The organism is Spirabiliibacterium falconis (assembly GCF_014885015.1).
Taxonomy (GTDB): Bacteria; Pseudomonadota; Gammaproteobacteria; order Enterobacterales; family Pasteurellaceae; genus Spirabiliibacterium; species Spirabiliibacterium falconis.
On sequence record NZ_JABMIJ010000020.1, the window covers coordinates 1 to 24,559 of the forward strand.

Consider the following 24,559-nt stretch of genomic DNA (forward strand, 5'->3'; position numbering starts at 1 on the left):
TACCATTGATAGCCTACGCCTGCGCCCACATTTGTGCCGCCAGAGCTATTGGTCGCTGCGTTCAGTTTGATGATAACATGTCCGCTATCAGAGATGCGTGAAACACCGAGTGCAACCGCACTTTTACCGCTGTAGTGACCACCAGCCACAGCAACCATTGAGTGCCCAGGAATGTAGGCTTGTGGCAAGCTCGCCATGGCTGAGTTGCCAGCGATACCGCCTTTGAGCTTACGATCCATTGTATTCATACGGTTACCAAGATTGTTGATCGCTTGGGTGTTGTTATTCACCTGCTGCGCAACACCTTTCACTTGCCCAATGGTTGCCACATCACTGTCGGCCACGCCAGGGGCTACATTAGTGATACGGTTGCCTCCATTGTTCAATCCGTTAGCCGTTAAGCTCACATTTTTGTTCGCATCGGCTGGGTTGTTAATGGTGATGCCATCGCCATTCATCACAGTGTTGCCTGTGGTTACGCTTTTCACGTTAAGATTATCCGCTAGGCGGATTTTCACATTGTTGCCTTCCACTTTGGTTGAGATATTGTTATCTGCACCTGTAATTTGCACCGTGCTGCCTAATTGTGCAGTATGTGTGCCTTCATTCCCTGCAAAAGTAATCGGTTTCACTACTTGGCTAGTGAAGAAGTTCAACGCGCCACCGATATTATTAGCGGTCATTTTATCGCCACCTGTACCTGTCAACTCATAGCTTGGTGCAGTCACTTCGCCGTTCTCGTTCACACTTGACCCGCCACCGAGTGCATCAGCCACGGATTGTGCCGTGTTGTGCAATTGACCACCATTGACCGCTTGTTGGCTATCTTCAGCCACGTTGCCCGCTTTCACGCCATCAATCGCTTTATTGCCTGCATTAATGCCAGCGTCTTTGTTGATCACAACATCACCCACTTTCACTTCATCAAACGCCACTTTATCCGCCGTTGCCACAGTGTAAATGGTTTGACCGTTATTGCCTTTGCTTTCAGTCACAGTGATATTTGTGCCTTCAGTTACTTCCGTTTTCGCTGCTTTAGACGCTGTGTTAACAGACGCAATAGCATCGTTGATGTTGCCTTTGCCTGTGCCACCAATGTCAGCGTTGGTGAAGGTACCTGTGCTCGGATCATAAGTGGTATCACCACCGATGATATTTTTCACGCTTTCACCTTGGTTAAACAACTGGCTGCCGTTCACTGCATCATTGCTAGTAGCTGAAATGTCACCATTTGCAACGCCTGTTACTTTGTTGTCGCCTGCATTGATACCTGCGGTAGTTACGCTCACATTGCCTGCTGTCAAGCCGTCTTTATTAAGCGTAACGTTATCGCCGACTTTCACGCCGTCTTTATTCACGGTAGTGTTGCCTGCCTTCACGCTATCCACGTTCAAGTCTTTCGCAGTTGCTACTTTATATGTAGTGCTGCCATCTGCGTTTTTATCTTCAGTCACTACAATGTTATCGCCTGCAGTCACTTTATTACTAGCAGCTGCCGCGGCTTTTTTCACATCTCCGATGTTAGCTGCATTGGTGGCAACATCACCACCACTAGCAACGTTGGCGATAGCTTTATTGCCAGCATCAATGCCGTTACCGTCGATTTTTACACCGCCGTTGGTAGCAATGCTGTCAAGACCTTTGATATCTTTCGCCAATTTCACGGTTAATTTCGCATTTTCGCCGTCTTGTTCTGCCACTACACCGATGTTGTTGTCAGACAATTTTGTTTTGTCTGTCACGCCACCGACAATATTCGCGGTTTTGTTAAGTGCGGTTGCGGCTGAACCTGTATCGCCAGCGTATTTAATACCATCGTTGAGCGTTGCGACTTCTTCTCCGTTCACTTCTAAGCGTGGTTTAGTCTCGCCATCTTTACCGTTCACGCCTGGTTTACCGTCAGTTTTGGTGGTGAGGGTTACGCCGTCTTTTCCATCTTTACCTGCAATGGCAATAGCTGGTTTTCCTTCACCGTTGTCGCCTTTGATGCTTACGCCGTCTTTGCCGTCTTTACCTGCGACGCCAATTGAGCCAGCTTCACCATTCGTACCAGGTTTACCAACTGTTAAATCTTTCGCCAAGTCAACGACCACTTTATTGCCGTCTACTTTGGTAGTGATAGAATTACTTTCACCCCCGACGATGTCAAAGCGTTTATTGGCTTTATTAATCACAATACCATCGGCTGATGCTTGATTATCCGCTCCCACAGTAAAGTCAGCCAATTTACTATCTGCATTGGTTGAAACCGCATCTAACTGATCTTTATTAACCGCATCAGTGCCGTTCACACCTGGTGCAACATTGGTAATGGTTTTATCGCCTGCGTTGATACCTTTATCGTTAATCACAACACCGCCATTGGTAGTAATACTGTCGATGTCGGTGAGATCTTTCGCCATTTTCACCACTAATTCACTGCCGTTGTTATCAACGTAAGTGTTAGCATCAGACACATTGCTACCATCATTGCCACCTTTGATGGTGAGTTTTTTGTTCAGTTTTTTCGCAATTGGCGCTTGGTCTGCATCTTTATTATTCCCTTGGAATAATAAACCGTCATTCATTGTAGCAACGTCTTCGTGAGATATTGGTCTGTCATAAAAATCAGGATTTTCTCGGCTAATCTGTAAACGAGGCTTGCTTTCACTACCATCTAATGCTGGTGTACCTTGTTTATTATTAGACAAAATAACTGGATCACGTTCATCATTAGTATCAGAAATCACAATTACTGGTTTTTCCCATGTTGTAGAATATTCACCAAAGATACCTACCCCTTGTTTACTGTACTGCCCTTGAACATTAATGCTACCAGCTGTTCCAACCTTATCATGGACATATCTACGACCTATAGTCAGGTGTGGAGTTAAATCTATTTCCACTTTATTACCATTGATAGCCGTATAAATATTATCTCGAGGTCCACCTAGATTTGCCGTATTTGGTCCTCTATAACCTACAATATCAAAATGTTGATTGCCGTTATCCACAGTAATTTGTTTACCATAAGAGTCTGCACCAATCGTAAAACTCGACAATTTGCTATCACCAAGTGCGGTTAGTTGGCTCATATTGACTGCATCCGTTGGATTTGAACCTGCTGCAACATTAGAAATTGGCATATCACCAGCATTGATACCGCCTTTAGTCACACTTGGGCCACCTGCAATCGTTAAACCACCATTATTTACCATCGTGTCGCCTAGCTGCACGCTACCTTCTTTGGTTAAGTCGATGTTTTTCGCTAATTTAATCGCTAAGCCATCAGAACCATTAGACACCACGCCGATGTTGTTGTCAGACAGATCGTTAAAATCCGCTCCGCCTTCAAAGCTGGTCATATCACCCAACTGTTGTGTGAATTTATTTTTATCGTCATTGCCTGTTGCACCGTAATCACCCGCAAACGACAAACCTTCGTTGACTTTATCGGAAACACCTGTCAACTGACTCATATTTACGGCATCAGTTGGCGCAACACCATTAGCCACATTGGTAATTTTGTTATTACCGTTATCAAGCCCGTTGTTGCTTAAGGTTACAGTATCATTATCACCGCCGATAAACTCGGTTTTGTTTGGTGTGCGGTTAGCTACTTCACCGTCTTTACTGGTTGATGTGATAGTATCGCCATTGATCACTGTGCTTTGATTTGGCTCAGAGCCTTTCACTTCAACACTGGTCAATCCTTTCAGATCTTTGGCTAATTGTATTTTCAACTTATCATCATCAACTTTGGTGCTGATATTGTCATCTGCGCCGACAACGTCGATGGTGTTGTTCAGGTTTTTCTTAACTTCCTTGCCATCTTGACCTTTTAAGCCAAATTCCGCAGCGTCGAGTTTTGCATCAACGAGGTTAACATTATCATTGACTACGTTAACCGCACTTTCAGTGGCAGCACGATTGGCATTATCACCTTTACCGTAATCTGCTGCATTATCTTCAGGATTACGCTCTTCAAGCCCTGTGATTTTGCCACTTTCGATTTTGGTTGTACCCGCATTAACCTTGTCTGCTGTAACTTCTGGCGTTGCCAAACCGTCTTTATCCATTACAGTATCACCAATCATGAGCATACCGTCTTCGGTTAAATTGACCATTTTGGCAAGTTTAATGGTTAACGTATCTGTTCCATCTGCTACTACGCCGATATTTCCGTCGGTCAACTCACCTACTGCTCCACCTTTGACATTGGTTTGTTCACCCAATTTACGGGCAAATTTAGTTCCTGTATCACCCATAAATTCAACACCTTTGGTTTCGATCGCTTTGTTTGCGTCTACACCTTTTTGAATGTTGTCTTTGGTTTCTTGGGTTAGATCAACCGTGTAGTTTGTAACATCTTCTTCATCTTTGTCACCTTTCACTACCGCAACCGCACTTTTATCTGCGGCACTCACCGTTGTTTTTTCTGCATTGACCGTATAGCGAGTATGTCCGTCTGGCATACTTTCGTTGTCCACAGTCACATTATTACCCGAAACAACTTCCGTTTTTGCGGCTTTAATAGCGTCATCAACGGTGTTTTTACCTGTGCCACCGATATTGCTCATCGTGATATTGCCTTCCGGCGTAACCGCCGCATCACCGCCCAAAATATTTTTGGTGCTATTGGCAACATTGCCCAATGCGTTTTGGGTTAAATACAATTGTGAGCCGTTAATTGCATCAGTGCTATCTGCTGAAATTTTACCTGCTGCCACGTTAATGAGCTGACGTTCGCCACCTGCTTTACCCACAGACACTACGCCTTTATCGGCTGAACCCTGTCCTGCAAATTCGCTGTAGGTAATGCCGTTTACGGTTGCCGTATTTTCAGTGGTTGCCGCACGGTCAGTTGAGGCATTGCCTAACACAACACTATTGGCTTGGGTAGTCGTAACACTATTACCCAATACCATTGTATTAGCTTGTGCAATATTATTTGCATAACCAATAGCTGTTGAGACATATCCTGTAACATTGCTCAAATTACCAATTGCAATAGAGCGCAATTCTTTGGCACTTGAAGCATCACCAATAACGACACTTGAGCGCCCCGATGCTGTCGTATGGTAACCCAGCGCTACCCCTTTCTCTTTACTTGCATTTGCACCTGTACCAATCGCTGTTGTATTAATATCATTTGCTTTTGCAGAAGTACCTAAAGCGATTGCATCCGTTGTTTTAATCTCATTGCCGACTATCGCACTTCGACCAATGGCTATGTTATTCGCCCCCTCAACAGACTTATCACCCGTTTTATTACCCACTTTAGCATTTGCTCCCAAGACTATTGCACTATCTTGGTTTTGCACAGTGGCATTTGATCCGATTGCTAATGAATCTGTACCGTAAGTCTTCGCATTATCACCAATTGCCATTGCTCTTGCCGCATCAGTTTCAGTATCAGCACCAATAGTAATGTTATTGAAATGCTTAGAGTAGGCATTTAACCCCATTGAGATAGACTGTACTGAATATCGTCCTGTTCTTGCGTTTTTACCAATTGAAATCGCATTTTTACCATCGGTTCCTGTTACAGCACCATCACCGATGGCTACACTTGATATATTACCTGCATTAGCTTGGTTACCAATAGCCACAGAATTGGCATGCGTAGCATTGTTACCAAATCCACCGCCTGATTTAGCATTATTTCCTAACGCAACACCATTTTCACCATAAACAATTGCACTCGTACCCTGAGCAATGGCATTTTTCGCTATCGCTTTCGCACTATTACCAATGGCGATAGCGTTTTGATTTTCTTTCACTGAATCTAAAAGTGCGGTACGTTCTGCCGCTATGGCATCACGTTCTACGGCGGCTTCTTTTAATTTTGCAACCCAAGTATCAATTTGTGCTTGTGCCGCTTTGCGCCCATTCTCATCAGTTGCCGCTGCCAGTTGGCTACGGTAAGCTCCAAGGTTACGCTGAGCAGAGTTAAGCGTACCATTTGCCCAATCCAGTTTTAAATTCAATTCCGTTAATTGTTTTTGAATATCACCGCCTGCTGCTGCATTTTTACCAAATGCAATGGCATTTTGTGCCACCGCAGAGGAATGAAAGCCAATCGCATTAGCATACGTTTGCACCGCTGACGCTTGTGCACCAACCGCAAAGGTGTCATTGCCATCTGCTAATGGACCTTGCATATTATGGGCTTGTGAAGAACCGATCGCAATTGCACGAGTGCCATGTGCACGGCTAACATAACCGATGGCAATATTGTTGCTTTCGTCTTTATAATCTAGACCATCTTGGGTGGCATTTAATGTTCCCATTTGGTTACCACCTGCGCTACGCCCAAGTGCAATGTTACCACCACCTACTATATTCTTATTCGCACCATCACCAAAACTAATGTTGCCAACCCCTTTCAAATAACTACCCGCACCAGCACCGGCAGCAACGTTACCAACACCATATACAAAACGTCCAGCTTGTGTGCCGAGTGCAGAGTTACCGCCACTACTTGACGTAGGGGCACGCTCACCTGTAATAAAGTTGGTACCAACATCCGTACCTGCCCATTCACCAAGCGCAACATTCGAGTTACCACGTACGTTATAACCTGTTTTGAAACCAATTGCTACGTTACCATAGGATATGGCAGTGTCCGAACCGACGTTATTACCTGAGGATGCCCCTAGTGCAGTATTGTACTGTCCTGAAACATCACGCCCTACACCGTCACCAATAGCAATATTACTTCCCCAACCATCTTTATTTTTTGAGCCCGCATTACCAATTGAAATATCTTTTGCACGCTCTGCTCTTGCACCACTACCAATTGCCACACTCGCCGAACCACTTGAGCCTTCAGCTTTCCCTGTCACCGCATTTATTCCTAACGCAACAGAATATGTTCCGAAAGCTTTCGCATTCCGCCCAATGGCAACCGCACTTGAGCCTTTTTTCGCAGTTTCAGTAAGATCATCACCATCAGCTTGTAAGATAGCACCTGCTTGAGCACCTGTTCCAAGCGCAATGCTGTACTCGGTCAATGCCTGTGCATTAATGCCTGCCGCCATCGATTGCGCGCCATACGCCCCTTTGTTGCTCTTATTCTTATCTTTGTTTTCGTCTTTCGACCGCACTTTATTGTTATCATTCACAGAATAATATTCCACACCTGCAGCACTATCGGCGGCGGTGATGGTAATTTCTTTATCCGTACGGGCGAGGGTGATGTTTTTGCCTGCTTTGAAGGTTACGGTATCATCTGCACCGACTTTGGTAGCATCCTTCGTTGATGTGTTATCTAACGTGCCGCCTGCAGCTGCGGTTTGAATTTTCCAGCCTTTTTGTAGTTCAGTGATAGCATTGCTGTTGCTGGAGATATTGCCTGCATTAGTGGTTGCTTTGCTATCCGCTGCGTCGGCTTTAGTTTTAGCATCATTCGCTTTAGTTTCTAGTTCTTGGCTAGAAATGGTGTATGTGCCGTCGCTGGCAAGGGTAACGCTTGTGCCGTGTTCGCCTTTTAGGGTAATGCTTTTCTCTGCATTGGCTGGATTGTATTCAACGCTTGAGCCACTTGTATTACCGTCTTTAAAGGTGAGTTTTTTGATTGCACTGCTATCGATTTTATTATCAATAGTATCAATTTTATTTTTGGTTGTATCATCTAGCTTAACAGTAACGTCTGAATCTGATGCGGCGGTGGTAATGCCATTTTCGCCTTTAATCGAAAATTTTTGTGCTTCACTGCCCAAATTCATCGCTTCGGTTGAACCGCTATCACTACCAACGGTTAAATTATTGATGGTTACACCGTTTCCTGATGAACCATGTACTGTATAAGTTTTTGTATTAGGATTAAACTCCACAGAAATAGTGTCATTATCCCCCTCAATGGTAACCGTATCACCGAATTTGGCTAATGCACTACCGCCATTGCCTGCAAAGGTAATTCCAGTAGCATTCGCCATTGCACTGTTGGTGAATGCCATTAATACTGCAACTGAAAGTGCGGTGCGGATAAATGTACGCTGTGATGTGCGTGTACGTACCGCACTTTTTGTGTTGCTCTTCCCTTGGGTTTTTGCTAACTCACTAACTGCCACAAAACAACCCAATGCACGATTAAAAATAACTTTAAAATTAATATTCATATTTTCCTACTTTACTTAACTAATTATCTACAGCATTACCATAGATGAGATATCTTGTGCCCCGTTCAAACGATTAATTTGTATTCAACCTTGATTTGCCCACACACCAAAATGTTCACTTTGTAATCATTTTGTGGTTGCATTTCGCACAATATGTTGAACTATTGTTCATATCTGAACGTTAAAAGCGCGCTATTAAATCACATTTTAACTATTCATACAAATAATTTACAAAAGTTTTGCTTGCAAAATACGTTAAGGCAAGGCAAGGCAAGGCAAGGCAAGGCAAGGCATAATATATTGATTTTTAATGAATTAAAAGCAATTATTAAATTTAAAGCCGTGCTAAAAATCCACTATTTTCTTGAATAAAACCGTCTACTCTAACTCCGCAGAGTTACTTATGTTTACAAATTTAATATTTTTGTAACATTCGATTTAACACATTTTAGAAGAAACCCGTAAAGTGCGGTTAGCAAAGACAAGTAAAATAGACATAAAAAAACCCTTGGCAGTACCAAGGGTTTTGAGAATGACAAAAGATGAATTACGACTGATTAAAATCGGTTGTCATATTTAACATTTCAGCGAGGTTGGCAGAGGCTTCATCCGCATCAATTTTATGCTCAAGCTCTTCATCAACTACCACTTCCGCCACTTTCTCTTGATGGCGGTTTTGATGGTACACATAGCCTGTACCCGCTGGAATGAGACGACCAACGATGACGTTTTCTTTCAAGCCACGCAACTCATCACGTTTTCCAGCTACTGCCGCTTCGGTAAGCACCCGTGTGGTTTCTTGGAACGATGCCGCTGAGATAAAGGATTCCGTTGCCAACGACGCTTTGGTAATACCAAGCAATTCACGCTCAAATTCCACCAACGGTTTGCCTTGTGCTTCACGTTCACGGTTGACGATTTTCACGCGAGCCACTTCCACCTGCTCCCCTTCAAGGAATTCAGAATCATAGGCTTTCGTAATAATCGCTTTACGTAGCATTTGGCGCACGATAACTTCGATATGCTTATCGTTAATTTTTACCCCTTGTAGGCGGTAAACTTCTTGCACCTCATTTACGATATATTCCGTTACTGCATGCACGCCACGTAAACGTAAAATGTCATGTGGTGTTTCTGCCCCTTCGGAAATAATGTCGCCACGTTCAACCTGTTCACCCTCGAACACATTCAATTGTCGCCATTTTGGAATCATCTCTTCATACACATCACCACCGTCAGTTGGTGTGATCAATAAGCGACGTTTACCTTTGGTTTCTTTACCAAATGATACCGTACCCGAAATTTCCGCCATAATCGCTGGCTCTTTCGGTTTGCGTGCTTCAAACAAGTCCGCAACACGTGGCAAACCACCGGTAATATCTTTTGTTCCTGCCGATTCTTGTGGAATACGGGCTAATGGATCACCGATATGGATTTCGGCACCGTCATCAAGTGTTACAATCGCTTTACCTGGTAAGAAATATTGTGCTGGAACATCGGTTCCACTCAATAATACTGGGTTACCTTTACTGTCGAGCACACGCAAGGCTGGACGCAAATCTTTACCCGCTGTTGCACGTTCACCCACATCTTGCACCACCACAGAAGAAAGCCCTGTGAGTTCATCTGTCTGACGGGTTACGGTCACGCCGTCGATGATGTCTGCAAACTCTAATTTACCTTCCACTTCAGCAATGATTGGCATGGTGTGCGGATCCCAGTTAGCGATAATTTCGCCAGCTTTTACCTCATCGCCATTTTGTTTATTTAGGCTTGCACCATACGGTAATTTATAGCTTTCTTTTGTGCGACCAAATTCGTCTAATACGGTCAATTCGGTATTACGTGATGTAATCACTAATTTGCCGTCTTTATTGGTTACAAATTTTGCATTCGCCAAGCGGATACTACCGTTGTTTTTCACTTGAATGCTAGACTCTGCCGCCGCACGAGACGCAGCCCCCCCGATGTGGAACGTACGCATGGTAAGCTGAGTTCCTGGTTCACCGATTGACTGTGCTGCAATAACCCCGACTGCTTCACCTTTATTGATAATATGACCACGCGCCAGATCACGACCGTAACATTTCGCACAGACGCCAAAATCGGTATCACAGGTTACTACTGACCGCACTTTGATGCTGTCAACCGATTCGCGGTCAACCACGTCACACCATTTTTCATCAATCAAGGTGTTGCGTGGAATTAAGACTTCATCTGTACCTGGCTTTAACACATCTTCAGCCACGACTCGACCGAGTACACGATCACGCAATGGTTCTTTAACATCGCCACCTTCGATTAATGGGGTCATTACGATGCCGTGATCCGTGCCACAATCATCTTCCACAATCACTAGATCTTGTGCCACATCCACTAAACGACGAGTCAAATAACCTGAGTTTGCGGTTTTAAGTGCGGTATCCGCCAAACCTTTACGCGCCCCGTGGGTTGAAATGAAGTACTGCAATACGTTCAAACCTTCACGGAAGTTTGCGGTAATTGGGGTTTCGATAATTGAACCATCTGGACGTGCCATCAAACCACGCATACCAGCAAGCTGACGGATTTGTGCTGCACTACCACGTGCCCCAGAATCTGCCATCATAAAGATGCTGTTAAAGGAGGCTTGTTTTTCCATTTCGCCGTCACGATTAAGCACCTCTTCAGTGGAGAGGTTTTCCATCATCGCTTTAGCAACACGTTCATTCGCTGCCGCCCAAATATCAATCACTTTGTTGTAACGCTCACCTGCGGTTACAAGCCCTGATTGGAATTGTTCTTGAATTTCTTTTACTTCATCTTCAGCCGCATTGATGATGTCATCTTTTTGCTCTGGAATAACCATATCATCAATACCAACTGATGCACCACTGCGTGCTGCGAAAGCAAACCCAGTGTACATAATTTGGTCAGCAAAGATAACGCTCGATTTCATCCCCAAGATACGATAACAAGCATTAATGAGTTTAGAAATCGCTTTTTTGCCAAGTGTTTGATTAAATAATTCAAACGGCATCCCTTTTGGTGCAATCATCCATAAAATGGCACGTCCAACCGTGGTATCGGTTAGCGTTGTTTTGGCTTCCCATTCACCCGCCTCATTTTTGCTGTGCTCAGTGATCCGCACTTTAACACGTGCATGCAATTCCGCCTCACCTGTTCGATAGGCTTTTTCTGCTTCACGCGGATCTTGTAGCAACATGCCTTCACCTTTGGCATTCACTTTTTCGCGGGTCATATAATAAAGACCCAACACCACGTCTTGTGATGGCACGATGATAGGCTCACCGTTCGCTGGTGAAAGAATATTATTCGTTGACATCATTAACGCGCGGGCTTCAAGCTGTGCTTCAAGAGTTAATGGCACGTGAACCGCCATTTGGTCACCGTCGAAGTCGGCGTTAAATGCCGCACAAACGAGTGGGTGCAACTGAATAGCTTTACCTTCGATTAATAATGGTTCAAATGCTTGAATACCTAAACGGTGCAAGGTTGGTGCACGGTTGAGCAAAATTGGGTGTTCACGGATAACATCTGCCAAAATATCCCATACGATAGCATCTTCGCGCTCCACCATTTTTTTGGCAGCTTTAATCGTTGACGCGTGCCCTTGACTTTCGAGTTTGGCATAAATAAATGGACGGAATAATTCCAATGCCATTTTTTTCGGCAAACCACACTGGTGCAAGTGCAAGTAAGGTCCTACGGTGATAACAGAACGACCTGAGTAATCCACACGTTTTCCGAGTAGATTTTGACGGAAACGACCTTGTTTCCCTTTGATCATATCCGCCAGTGATTTCAAGGCACGTTTGTTTGAGCCTGTAATCGCACGACCACGACGACCATTATCTAACAATGCGTCAACCGATTCTTGCAACATCCGTTTTTCATTACGCACGATAATATCTGGCGCAACGAGATCTAGCAGGCGTTTTAAACGATTATTACGATTAATCACGCGGCGATATAAATCATTAAGATCAGAGGTTGCAAAACGACCACCGTCTAGCGGCACTAATGGACGCAAATCTGGTGGTAATACAGGTAATACAGTTAATACCATCCATTCAGGGTTATTACCTGATTGCACGAACGCTTCAAGCAATTTTAAGCGTTTAGTGATTTTTTTACGCTTGGTTTCAGAGCTCGTTTCTTGCAACTCTTCACGCAAGGTCTCAATCTCATGGTTGAGATCCATCTCTTTCAACAGGTGTTGAATTGCCTCAGCACCCATTTTGGCTTCAAACTCATCTGCCCAGCGATCTTCCGCTTCAATGAATTGCTCTTCCGTTAACAATTGACCACGTTGTAGGTCAGTCATGCCTGGTTCAGTTACGATATAGCTTTCAAAATACAAGACACGCTCAATATCACGCAATGGCATATCAAGTAGTAAACCAATACGCGATGGCAATGATTTTAAAAACCAAATATGTGCAACTGGTGAGGCCAATTCAATATGCCCCATGCGTTCACGGCGAACTTTCGTTTGGGTAACTTCAACACCGCACTTTTCACAGATCACGCCGCGGTGTTTTAAACGCTTATATTTTCCGCAAAGACATTCATAGTCTTTCACTGGTCCAAAAATGCGCGCACAGAAAAGCCCATCACGTTCAGGTTTGAAAGTGCGGTAGTTGATGGTTTCAGGTTTCTTAACTTCACCGTATGACCATGAGCGGATCATGTCAGGGGAGGCTAAGCCAATTTTAATCACATCAAAATCATCACTGGATTTTGTTTGTGCTTTTAAAAACTTTACTAAGTCTTTCACAGATTTGCTCCTGTCGGAGTTAAACTTGATTCAAGTGCGGTCAAACCGCACTTGCACTTTTTACACTTACTGATCTTCTTCCAACTCAATATTGATACCTAAAGATCGAATTTCTTTAGTCAATACATTGAAAGATTCAGGCATACCTGGCTCCATTTGGTGTGTGCCGTCCACAATGTTTTTATACATTTTGGTACGTCCATTCACATCATCAGATTTCACCGTCAACATCTCTTGTAGGGTATATGCCGCACCATATGCTTCTAATGCCCATACCTCCATCTCACCAAAACGTTGACCACCAAATTGTGCTTTACCACCCAGTGGTTGCTGGGTAACTAGACTGTAAGAGCCTGTTGAACGTGCATGCATTTTATCATCAACCAAGTGGTTAAGTTTGAGCATATACATATAACCCACAGTTACTGGGCGCTCAAATTTTTCACCCGTACGACCATCATACAAAGTAATCTGACCTGAGGTTGGTAAGCCTGCTAAATCCAATAAGCCTTTAATCTCTTCTTCATGCGCACCATCAAATACTGGGGTGGCAAGTGGCATACCTTTGCGTAGATTTTCCGCCAGACGGATTACTTCGTCATCAGTAAATGTATCTAAATCCACTTGCTTTGGCGCACCACCTAAATCATACGCACGTTGGATATAGTCACGCAATTTAGCAACTGATTGTTGCTGCTTGATCATCGCATTGATTTTGTCACCGATACCTTTTGCCGCTAAGCCTAAGTGCGTTTCTAAAATCTGCCCGATGTTCATACGTGACGGTACCCCTAACGGGTTTAACACGATATCCACGGGCTGACCATGTTCGTCATATGGCATATCTTCCACTGGGTTAATTTTTGAAATAACCCCTTTGTTACCATGGCGACCTGCCATTTTATCTCCCGGCTGAATTTGACGTTTAACCGCAAGATAGACTTTAACGATTTTCAACACACCTGGTGCAAGATCATCGCCTTGTGTAATTTTGCCACGTTTAATTTCAAGTTTACGTTCAAACTCACGACGCAACTCTTCGTGCTGTTCCGCTAGCTGCTCTAACAAATTTTGTTGATTTTCATCCGCTAGAGACTGCTCAAGCCATTTTTCACGCTGAAGTTTATCCAATTTCTTGCTATCAACGCCATTTTGTTCAAGCAAATTGCGAACACGGGTAAATAAACCCGCTTCTAGGATTTGCAACTCTTCCATCAAGTCTTTTTTCGCTTGTTTTAGTTGCATATCTTCGATTTCAATCGCACGTTTATCTTTTTCAACGCCATCACGTGTAAAGACTTGCACGTCAATAACCGTACCCGATACGCTGTTCGGTACACGCAATGATGAGTCTTTTACATCAGAGGCTTTTTCACCAAAGATGGCTCGTAGCAATTTTTCTTCTGGCGTTAATTGTGTTTCACCTTTAGGCGTTACCTTACCAACTAGGATGTCTCCGCCTTTCACTTCTGCGCCGATATAGACAATACCTGATTCATCAAGTTTGCTCAGTGCCGCTTCACCTACATTAGGAATATCCGCCGTAATTTCTTCCGCACCTAATTTGGTATCACGCGCGACCGCTGTCAACTCTTGAATATGGATGGTAGTAAACCGATCTTCTTGTACCACCCTCTCAGACACTAACATTGAATCTTCAAAGTTATAACCGTTCCATGGCATGAATGCCACACGCATATTTTGACCAAGAGCCAACTCACCGAGATCAGTTGAAGGACCATCCGCTAGCACTTCACCACGTTCAATTGGTTCACCTAATGCCACACACGGCACTTGGTTAATACAGGTATTTTGATTTGAACGTGTGTATTTGGTTAAGTTATAAATGTCGATTCCAGCCTCGCCTGAAGCAGTTTCATCTTCATTTACTTTTACCACAATACGTGACGCATCAATGTATTGAACATAGCCTCCACGTTTAGCAACAACTGTTACCCCTGAGTCAACAGCAACCGCTTTTTCAATCCCTGTTCCTACTAGTGGTTTATCAGAACGTAATGTTGGTACGGCTTGGCGTTGCATGTTTGCACCCATCAAGGCACGGTTAGCATCATCATGTTCCAAGAATGGAATCAATGCAGCCGCTACCGATACAACTTGTTGTGTGGACACGTCCATATAGTGAATTTGCTCAGGTTTGTATAAACCCGCTTCGCCATGTTCACCACGACAAGTCACAAACTCATCAGTGAAACGGAAATCATCATCAAGATTTGAGTTTGCCTGTGCAATAACATATTTGCCTTCTTCAATCGCAGACAAATATTCAATTTCTTCCGTCACTTGTCCATCCACTACTTTACGATATGGTGTTTCTAAGAAACCATAATCATTAGTACGCGCGTAGACGGACAATGAATTAATCAACCCGATATTTGGACCTTCAGGCGTTTCAATTGGACATACCCGACCATAATGGGTGGCGTGTACGTCACGCACTTCAAAGCCAGCACGTTCACGCGTTAAACCACCTGGGCCTAATGCTGAAATACGACGTTTGTGCGTCACTTCAGACAATGGGTTATTTTGATCCATAAATTGAGACAATTGTGATGAACCAAAGAACTCTTTCACCGCCGCTGAAATTGGCTTCGCATTGATCAAATCTTGTGGTGTTACACCATCAAGATCACCCATAGACAAACGCTCACGCACCGCTCTTTCAACGCGCACTAAGCCAATACGGAATTGGTTTTCAGCCATTTCACCTACGCTACGAATACGACGATTGCCCAAATGGTCAATATCATCTACTTCACCACGGCCGTTACGGATTTCGATGAGTTTTTTCATCACCATAACGATATCGTCTTTACTTAAAATGCCCGAACCTTCACCTTCAGGAATATTCAAAGAGCGGTTGAATTTCATACGACCAACCGCCGATAAATCATAACGCTCTGTTGAGAAAAAGAGATTATCAAATAACGCTTCCGCAGCCTCTTTTGTTGGTGGCTCACCTGGACGCATCATGCGATAAATTTCAACTAATGCTGATAAGCGATCATTTGATGGGTCAATGCGTAATGTTTCGGAAATATAAGCCCCATAGTCAAGATCATTCGTAAACAAGACATCAAACTCGTTGTAACCTGCTTGACTGAGTTTCGCTAACATTTCCAATGTCATTTCATCATTCGCAGCACAAATTAATTCGCCGCTGTCGAGATCAACATAATCTTTAGCAATAATTTTGCCAACAATATACTCCGTCGGTACAACAACTTCGCTGATTTTATCTTTTTCTAATTGGCGAATATGGCGTGCTGTAATCCGACGACCCCGTTCAACATAGACTTTACCATCAGCTTCAATATCAAAGCTGGCAGTTTCACCACGCAAACGCTCAGGCACAAGCTCCATTAATAGCTGGTTATCACGAATGGTATACCGCACTTTATCGAAAAATAGCGATAAAATCTCTTCCGTCGTATAACCCAACGCGCGTAAAATAATGGTTGCTGGCAACTTACGACGACGGTCAATACGTGCAAATAAATTATCTTTTGGATCAAATTCAAAATCCAACCAAGAACCACGATAAGGAATAATTCGTGCATTATAAAGCACTTTACCCGATGAATGTGTTTTCCCTTTATCGCTATCAAAGAACACACCAGGGCTACGATGTAATTGTGAAACAATAACACGTTCTGTACCGTTGATGACAAATGTTCCGTTGTCAGTCATCAATGGGATTTCACCCATATAAACATCATTTTCCTTGATGTCTTTCACCGTTCCAGGTGCTGCATCACGATCATAACTGACAAGGCGTAATTTCACACGCAATGGCGCAGAGTAGGTTGCACCACGAATTTGACATTCACGTACATCAAACACTGGCTCACCAAGTTTGTAGCTGACATACTGTAATTCAGTGCTACCATTATTACTGACAATGGGAAACACGCTACGAAATGCAGCTTCAAGTCCTTGTTGCCCTTCAGGATCCTGTTGAATAAATTTATCAAAAGAATCAATTTGGATAGTTAATAAATAAGGTACATTTAAAACTTGTTGGCGTTTGCCAAAGCTTTTACGAATACGTTTTTTTTCGGTATAGGAGTAAACCATAGGGTTCCTCTGCTTGCTGATCGGTGACCCAAAATTCGCGCACACTTGCGATCAAGTTAACAAGGTGGCAATACATTCGATACCGTTTGTTGGTACCGCACTTTTGCTTTCAAACAACTCTTGTGCAGACTTAACTTATTGAAAATTAAGTAATTATAAAAGTGAAAAAACGGCAATAACACTCTTATTTTTTAAAGGCACAAAATGGCTAGCAGTAAATACCACTAGCCATTCGCCTTTAATTAGGCTAACTTAAATAACTAAAATTATTTAAGTTCTACAGAAGCACCTGCTTCTTCTAATGCTTTCTTCAATTCTTCAGCTTCTGCTTTAGCAACACCTTCTTTTAAGGTTGCTGGAGCAGATTCAACCATATCTTTCGCTTCTTTCAAGCCAAGACCAGTTGCACCGCGAACTGCTTTGATAACAGCAACTTTATTAGCACCTGCTGCAGTTAATACTACATCAAATTCAGTTTTCTCTTCAGCAGCACCTGCATCAGAACCACCTGCTACTGCAACAGCAGCTGCAGCAGCAGAAACACCGAATTTTTCTTCCATTGCTGAGATAAGCTCAACGATTTCCATTACTGATTTCTCAGCAATTGCTTCAATAATTTGTTCGTTAGTTAATGACATAACAATCAATTCCTAAAGTAAAATATTTAATAGACCAAGCAAACTTAATTAAGCTGCTTCTAATTTGTCGCGTAATGCCGCTAAAGTGCGTACAAGTTTTCCTGCCGCAGCTTCTTTCATTGTACCCATTAAACGTGCAATTGCTTCTTCGTATGTTGGTAGAGATGCCAAACGATCGATATCGCTCGCTTGAATAAACTCACCCTCAAAGGCAGCACCTTTAATTTCAAACTTGTCGTTTGCTTTCGCAAAATCTTTGAACAAACGTGCTGCTGCACCTGGATGTTCGCTAGAAAAAGCAACAAGTGTTGGACCTACCATCACGTCTTTCAAACACTCAAGATCAGTGCCTTCAACCGCACGGCGTAATAATGTATTACGAACCACACGCATTGACACACCCGCTTCACGAGCGTTTTTACGTAATTCAGTCATTTTATCAACAGTCACACCACGAGAATCGGCGATCACCGCTGACAGGGCACCTTTGGCAGCTTCATTTACTTCAGCAACAATTGCTTGTTTGTCTTGAAGATTTAATGCCATTGGCTTTTAGCTCCTGAATACACTTCTGGTTTCCCAGATTAAAATTCCTTAATAGCCGAAGCTACTAAGACGTCTTCGGTGCGCAGAAGCAGAAAAAATTCTTATTCTGTTCACCATCTACGCAAGATGATTAAGACCGCACTTTAGTGCGTTCCCTTGCGGTCTTGGATGGGGCTTGATTTACGGCAAGCACCATCATAGAATCTACCTAAATAGACTAGGTCGGACATTATAGAGAGATTTTGAATCAATGTAAATAAAAATCTTAGTTTTTATTTGTCGGCAATTAAAAATTGGAATGCGTCCTCTTTATTTGCGAGTTTTTTACAGACCGATATATTTTTACTATCGTCAAATGCTTGTTCTGCCGTGAAACGATGCTTTTCAAACTGTGTAATAACAAGTTCAATTTTATCCTTTTCTGCGACTTCTTTTTTTGAATAAATATCAAATACTGCTTGTTCCATCGCTTTTAACGTCAGTGATTTTTGAATTTCAGCCATCAATTTCGGAGAAATTAACCTTGTAGCTTTATGTTGGGTTATTTCGTAAGTTAATTCATTTCTGTTTAACTGCCATTGCCCTTCAGAAGAGGTGCTATACTTTAATATTGAAGAAAAATAATCATCTATTTTTTTATCGGTTAATTTCTCGAAAAAGTGATCAAAGATAATGCCCGTCATACGAAAATGCCCATCTGCTTTTATATCAACAATATCTTTTGTGCCGACACCTAAGTTATCATATTTAGTTGTGCATCCCCACACACCGCGAATTTGTTGCGGCTGAATATGCTGTGGCGTAGTACATGAGACAAGGAAAGAAGTAGTGAACAGTAGTGACAATAATAAGGATTTTTTCATATTATCCCCTTTTAGACAGAAAAAAACCTATCAATTATGATAGGTTTTTATCGGATAATTATTGATTCAATGTTGTTTGATCAATCGCAACGCCTGCACCTTGTGTAGTTGACAGACTCACTTTTTTGATGAATACACCTTTAGCTGAAGCTGGACGTGCTTTAGTCAACGCCGCTAACAACGCTTCTAAGTTTTCTTTGATTTGGTTATCTTCAAAGCTCACTTTACCGATAGTGGTGTGGATGATACCGTTTTTGTCATTGCGGTAACGTACCTGACCTGATTTGGCATTTTTTACAGCTTCCGCTACGTTTGGCGTTACAGTACCCACTTTCGGGTTTGGCATTAAGCCACGAGGACCTAAGATTTGACCTAACTGACCAACAACACGCATCGCATCTGGTGAAGCGATTACTACGTCAAAATCCATTTCGCCTTTTTTCACTTGCTCTGCCAAGTCATCCATACCTACAACATCAGCACCTGCTTCTTTAGCCGCATCTGCATTAGCACCTTGAGTGAACACAGCTACACGTACGCTACGACCTGTACCGTGTGGCAATACAGTTGCACCACGTACGTTTTGGTCTGATTTACGCGCTTCGATACCGAGATTTACCGCTACATCAACACTTTCGTTGAATTTAGCTGTCGCCAATTCTTTCAACAATGCGATAGCTTCGTTCACATCGTAGAATTTAGTAGAGTCAACTTTCTCTTGGATCGCTTTCATACGTTTTGTTAATTTAGCCATCTGATTAGTCCTCCACCACTAAGCCCATTGAACGCGCAGTACCTTCAATTGACTTCATCTTAGTTTCGATAGTCGCACCCGTCATATCAGCTGCTTTAAGTTCCGCAATTTCTTGTACTTGCTGACGAGTTACTTTACCCACTTTATCTTTATTTGGTTTACCAGAACCTGATTTCACGCCTGCTGCTTTTTTCAGCAATACTGCTGCTGGTGGGGTTTTGGTGATAAAGGTGAAAGAGCGGTCTGCATAAACAGTAATTACAACTGGAATTGGCAAGCCTTTTTCCATGCTATCTGTTTTTGCGTTGAACGCTTTACAAAATTCCATAATGTTCACACCTTGTTGACCTAATGCAGGACCAACTGGTGGACTTGGGTTTGCCATACCTGCTGCAACTTGCAACTTAATGTAGGCTTGTACTTTCTTTGCCATTTTAGTTTCCTCTTAATGGGTAATATCGCCTTGCGGCTTCCCTAGTGTGTAAAAGTGCGGTATTGTAGATAAATACCGCACAGATTTCAAGCGATTTTACGCTTAAATTGATTAAAGTGCTTTTTCCACCTGACGGAATTCCAACTCCACTGGCGTGGCACGTCCAAAAATGGAGACAGAGACTTTTAAGCGGCTTTTCTCGTAATCCACTTCTTCTACCGTACCATTGAAATCCATAAATGGACCTTCGGTAACACGCACTTCTTCGCCTGGTTGGAACATCGTTTTCGGTTTTGGTTTGTCGCCGTCTTGTTTTAAGCGATTCAAGATAGTATCCGCTTCACGTCTTGAAATCGGTGCTGGTTTATCTGGCGTACCACCAATAAACCCAAGCACTCGAGGCACGCTACGAACTAAATGCCATGTGTCATCATTCATTTCCATTTCTACCAATACATAACCTGGAAAGAATTTACGTTCACTTTTACGACGTTTCCCCGCTACATTTTCGACCACTTCTTCCGTTGGCACTAAGACTTCACCAAATTGGTCTTCCATGCCTTGCTGTTTGATGTATTCAATCAATGTTTTGGCAACGCGTGCTTCATAACCTGAAAACGCTTGTAAGACATACCAGCGTTTTTTAATTGGGGTTTCATTCTCACTCATAGCTTAAAATCTCAAATTAGTTAAAAAGTTAATGACCGCAATAATAATTGAGTCAAATCCCCATAAAATTAATGAAGTAATGACGGTAACCCCAAATACAATTAAGGTAGTTTGCGTTGCCTCTGGGCGAGTTGGCCATACGACTTTACGCACTTCAACACGCGATTCGCGTATAAATGTCATGGCTTTTTTACCTTGATTAGTCAAGGCGGCAAAAAGTAATGCCAATGCCAACAATACCACAACCCCAACCACGCGGATTGCTACATTCACATCTTGAGCAAAATAAGCATTTCCTACTGCCGCAACAACCACCGCAACTAGGGCTAAAAGCCAAAGCAGGGTATTTGCGCCCTTGCCTTTTCCTTCTTGCGCAACTTCAGGAAGTTTTTTTGTATTTTTCGAATTCATATTGGTCTCATTCCAACGTTAAACGACCTATTTTTTAGAACACAGGATTGTAGCATTTTAATTTATCTTTTGCCAAGATCTTATTAGTAATCCCTCGCTTAAAATAAAAAAACCGCACTTTTATCCAAAGTGCGGTTAGCCTATTTTGTTATTACTGCACTAGTCCCATCATTTCAGGAATTGTCATGGAAATCGCAGGCACATAAGTGACCAGCAATAAAACCAAGAAAATGACCAAGAAAAACGGGATTAAGGTTTTCACGACTTGATCAATTTCAATATTACTGACTTTACAACCTGTAAACAAAATCGGCCCCACAGGTGGCGTGATTGTACCAAGCGATAGGTTAAACACTAATAAGATCCCAAACTGAACTGGGCTCATGCCTAGGTTCATACAAATAGGTAGAAAAATCGGCGTAAATATCAAAACCGCTGGCGTTGGATCCATAAATGTGCCGATAAATAACAACACTAAATTGATGATCAATAAAATCAAAATAGGGTTATCCGTTAGTCCCAATAAACCATTGGCGATCATAGCTGGAATTTGTGTAAATGCCATTACCCAAGACATTATAGACGATGCTGCCAGCATAAAAATCACGATAGCCGACATTTTCGCTGTTTGTAAGAAAATATCAGGTAACTTTTTAAGATCTAAAGTGCGGTATAGTAAGCTTAAAATCAGGGAGTAAACTACCGCAATTGCTGATGCCTCTGTTGCTGTAAATACGCCAGCTAAAATACCGCCAATCACAATAATAATTAACGACATACTTGGCAGTGCTTCAATAGTCACTTTTAAACATTCAGCACAGGTCATGCGATGTTTCGCAATGTATCCTCGGCGTTTCGCGATAATTCCAGCGACAATCATAACGCCAATTCCCCATAAAATGCCGGGTACATAGCCTGCCATAAATAGCGCAGAAACACTGACACTCCCCGCAACTGTTGCATAAACAATCAGCGTATTACTTGGCGGAATGAGCATACCTGTTGGAGCTGAAGCAATATTCACAGCGGTACTAAATTTAGGATCATAGCCCTCTTTTTTTTCAATAGGAGACATAATGCCGCCCACTGCCGCAGCAGAAGCGACACCAGATCCACTAATTGACCCAAATAACATATTAGATACGATGTTAGTTTGTGCTAACGCACCAGGGAAAAAGCCACTGATAATTTTAGAAAAATTAATTAAACGAATAGCAATCCCACCGCTATTCATGATATTTCCTGCTAGAATAAAAAATGGAATCGCCAACAACGCAAATGAATCTAATCCGACAAAAATGCGCTGTGCAGAGGTTACCATCGCACCTTGTGATGGCAAAATAGTTAACATGGCTGCAAAGGATGAAATGCCTACACTAATGCTGATTGGCGTGCCAATAATCAAGAAAAACACCGTACCAACCAACATGATTAGTGCAGCGGTTGACGCTAAATCCATAATAACTCCTTAGTGTTTTAAATGATGTAATGCACGCGCCAGTTTTAATTCGTTATAAACGAAATAAAACACTATCATCGCACCGCTGATTGGAATACCTGCATAGATTGCCCCCATTGGGATTTGTAATGCAGAATCAAGCTGCCACATTTGACGCAATGCCGCACTATATCCGCCAAGGATCATAATAGTGAGTGCAAAGATAGCCGTAGCAAGTTCGGAGATCATATCCAGCATAATTTGGACTTTAGGACTACATTTTAATTTGATATACGAGATCGCCATATGCTCTCGTAAACCAAATACATACGCCCCCGCAAGCAAAATAAGCCAAATAAAAAGATAACGTGACAAGACTTCGCTGACCGCACTTGGGCTGTTAAAAATATAACGAGAAATAACTTGATACGTAATTAGCACAGTCATTACTGCAACAATCACAATACAAATGCTTGCTGCCAGTTTATCAAGCGCAAATTTAACTTTATCAAGCCAATAAAAAAAGCGGTTGTGTTCAATACGATTTTGCATAGAATACCTTAATAAACACGCCGATTGCAGACACAATCGGCGTGTTTTTATAGACAACTTATTTTAACGTTTCAATTTTTTCATATAATGCTTTTTGCTCTGGTGTTTTCAATAACTCCATGTTAAGCGGTTTACAGCTTTGTTGGAATTGCGACGAATCCACTTCCGTAAATGTCGCACCTTTTTCTTTTGCTAATGCTTCTGCTTTAGAAATTTGCGCATTCCAAAGTTCAAATTCTTTTTTAGTACTGTCTTTCGCTAACTCACGCAATGTCTTTTGGTCTTCTTCTGACATAGTGGATAAGAAATTACTGCTTACCACAACCAAATCCGCCACCATTAAATGCTGAGTACGTGAAAAGTGCGGTGCAACTTCATATTGTTTTAAGTCCGCATAGGTAATTTCATTATTTTCTGCACCATCTAATACCCCTTGCTGAATCGCGGTGTACACTTCACCTTGGTTCATCGGAACACCTGTTCCGCCCATGCAACTCAGCATTTTGATCATCGTATCAGATTGCATAACACGAATTTTTTTACCTTTCATATCCTCAACACTTTTGACTGGTGCACCTTTACTGTAAACACTGCGAGCACCAGCGGTGTATGCAGTTAACACTTCAAACCCAAACTTATCGGTTGATTTAAATAAATTATCTAACACGCCTGAAGTAAATACTTTTTCTTGGTGTGCTGCATTACTATAAAGATATGGAAGCCCCAAGACAGCAAATGTTTTGTCATAATTTTCAACCAATGGATTCGCAACAACCGCCATTTGGATTGCACCATTTTGCACAAGCTCAAGGGAAGCGCGTTGATCACCTAATAGTTCATTTGGATACACATTTAATTTATAACGCCCATCCGTTTTTTTGTATAAATTATCACTTAAATATTGCAATGCTTCATATTGTGGATGTTTATCGGATTGGTTAAATGCAACTTTTAATTCTGTTGTGGCATAAGCCGAAAATGCAGTACCTAATGCAACTGTTACCGTAGCAAGTTTAAATAATTTTTGTGTCAACATACCTTCTCCTTATCAATAGATCGTAGCAGAATTTGCTATACCCCTTGATTCTATGGATTTAGCACGCAATATTCAAAAGATTCCGATAATATCCACTCGTTTTTGTGATTAAGGTCTAATTTTTATGAAACATTGTGTTATTTTACAAAGGTTGGGACATAAAAAGTGCGGTCTTTAGGTAATAAAAAAGGGCGAATATTCGCCCTTTTTCTTCTCAACAATTCATCATTATTTGATGA

General features: G+C 42.4%; 13 protein-coding genes. All 13 read right to left on the bottom strand.

Annotated features, from left to right (window positions below; translation table 11 throughout):
• On the bottom strand, positions 1-8,102 hold an 8,102-nt coding region (locus HPC40_RS08885), incomplete at its 3' end, for a YadA-like family protein (RefSeq protein WP_208119143.1).
• A 547-nt stretch (positions 8,103-8,649) separates the two neighbouring features.
• Positions 8,650-12,882 (bottom strand): DNA-directed RNA polymerase subunit beta', encoded by a 4,233-nt coding sequence (rpoC, locus tag HPC40_RS08890; protein ID WP_208119144.1) that lies wholly within the window; start codon positions 12,880-12,882, stop codon positions 8,650-8,652.
• A gap of 66 nt (positions 12,883-12,948) precedes the next feature.
• A complete protein-coding gene (gene rpoB, locus HPC40_RS08895) occupies positions 12,949-16,980 on the bottom strand; it encodes a DNA-directed RNA polymerase subunit beta (protein ID WP_208119145.1) in 4,032 nt (1,343 codons plus the stop codon).
• Between the two features lie 266 nt (positions 16,981-17,246).
• Positions 17,247-17,618 (bottom strand): 50S ribosomal protein L7/L12, encoded by a 372-nt coding sequence (gene rplL, locus HPC40_RS08900; protein WP_208119146.1) that lies wholly within the window; start codon positions 17,616-17,618, stop codon positions 17,247-17,249.
• Between the two features lie 48 nt (positions 17,619-17,666).
• Positions 17,667-18,164, bottom strand: a complete 498-nt coding sequence (gene rplJ / locus HPC40_RS08905; protein ID WP_208119147.1) for a 50S ribosomal protein L10 — start codon at positions 18,162-18,164, stop codon at positions 17,667-17,669.
• 272 nt (positions 18,165-18,436) lie between these two features.
• Positions 18,437-19,027 carry a hypothetical protein gene (locus HPC40_RS08910; protein ID WP_208119148.1) on the bottom strand — a complete coding sequence of 197 codons (591 nt, stop codon included), beginning with the start codon at positions 19,025-19,027 and terminating at the stop codon, positions 18,437-18,439.
• A gap of 58 nt (positions 19,028-19,085) precedes the next feature.
• Positions 19,086-19,781: a 50S ribosomal protein L1 gene (gene rplA / locus HPC40_RS08915; protein WP_208119149.1), complete on the bottom strand. Its 696-nt coding sequence runs from the start codon at positions 19,779-19,781 to the stop codon at positions 19,086-19,088.
• Between the two features lie 4 nt (positions 19,782-19,785).
• Positions 19,786-20,214 (bottom strand): 50S ribosomal protein L11, encoded by a 429-nt coding sequence (gene rplK, locus HPC40_RS08920; RefSeq protein ID WP_208119150.1) that lies wholly within the window; start codon positions 20,212-20,214, stop codon positions 19,786-19,788.
• 111 nt (positions 20,215-20,325) lie between these two features.
• Complete coding sequence (nusG, locus tag HPC40_RS08925; RefSeq protein WP_208119151.1) at positions 20,326-20,883, bottom strand: transcription termination/antitermination protein NusG; 558 nt, start codon at positions 20,881-20,883, stop codon at positions 20,326-20,328.
• Between the two features lie 3 nt (positions 20,884-20,886).
• Positions 20,887-21,294, bottom strand: coding sequence for a preprotein translocase subunit SecE (gene secE, locus HPC40_RS08930; RefSeq protein ID WP_208119152.1), 408 nt, complete (start codon positions 21,292-21,294; stop codon positions 20,887-20,889).
• Positions 21,295-21,445: 151 nt separating this feature from the next.
• Positions 21,446-22,753: a TRAP transporter large permease gene (locus HPC40_RS08935; RefSeq protein ID WP_208119153.1), complete on the bottom strand. Its 1,308-nt coding sequence runs from the start codon at positions 22,751-22,753 to the stop codon at positions 21,446-21,448.
• Between the two features lie 9 nt (positions 22,754-22,762).
• The gene (locus tag HPC40_RS08940) at positions 22,763-23,284 is read right to left on the bottom strand and encodes a TRAP transporter small permease (protein WP_208119154.1); all 522 of its coding nucleotides are present in this window, start codon (positions 23,282-23,284) and stop codon (positions 22,763-22,765) included.
• Positions 23,285-23,342: 58 nt separating this feature from the next.
• Entirely contained in the window at positions 23,343-24,320 is a 978-nt protein-coding gene (locus tag HPC40_RS08945; protein ID WP_208119155.1) for a TRAP transporter substrate-binding protein, read from the bottom strand.
• Between the last annotated feature and the right edge of the window lie 239 nt (positions 24,321-24,559).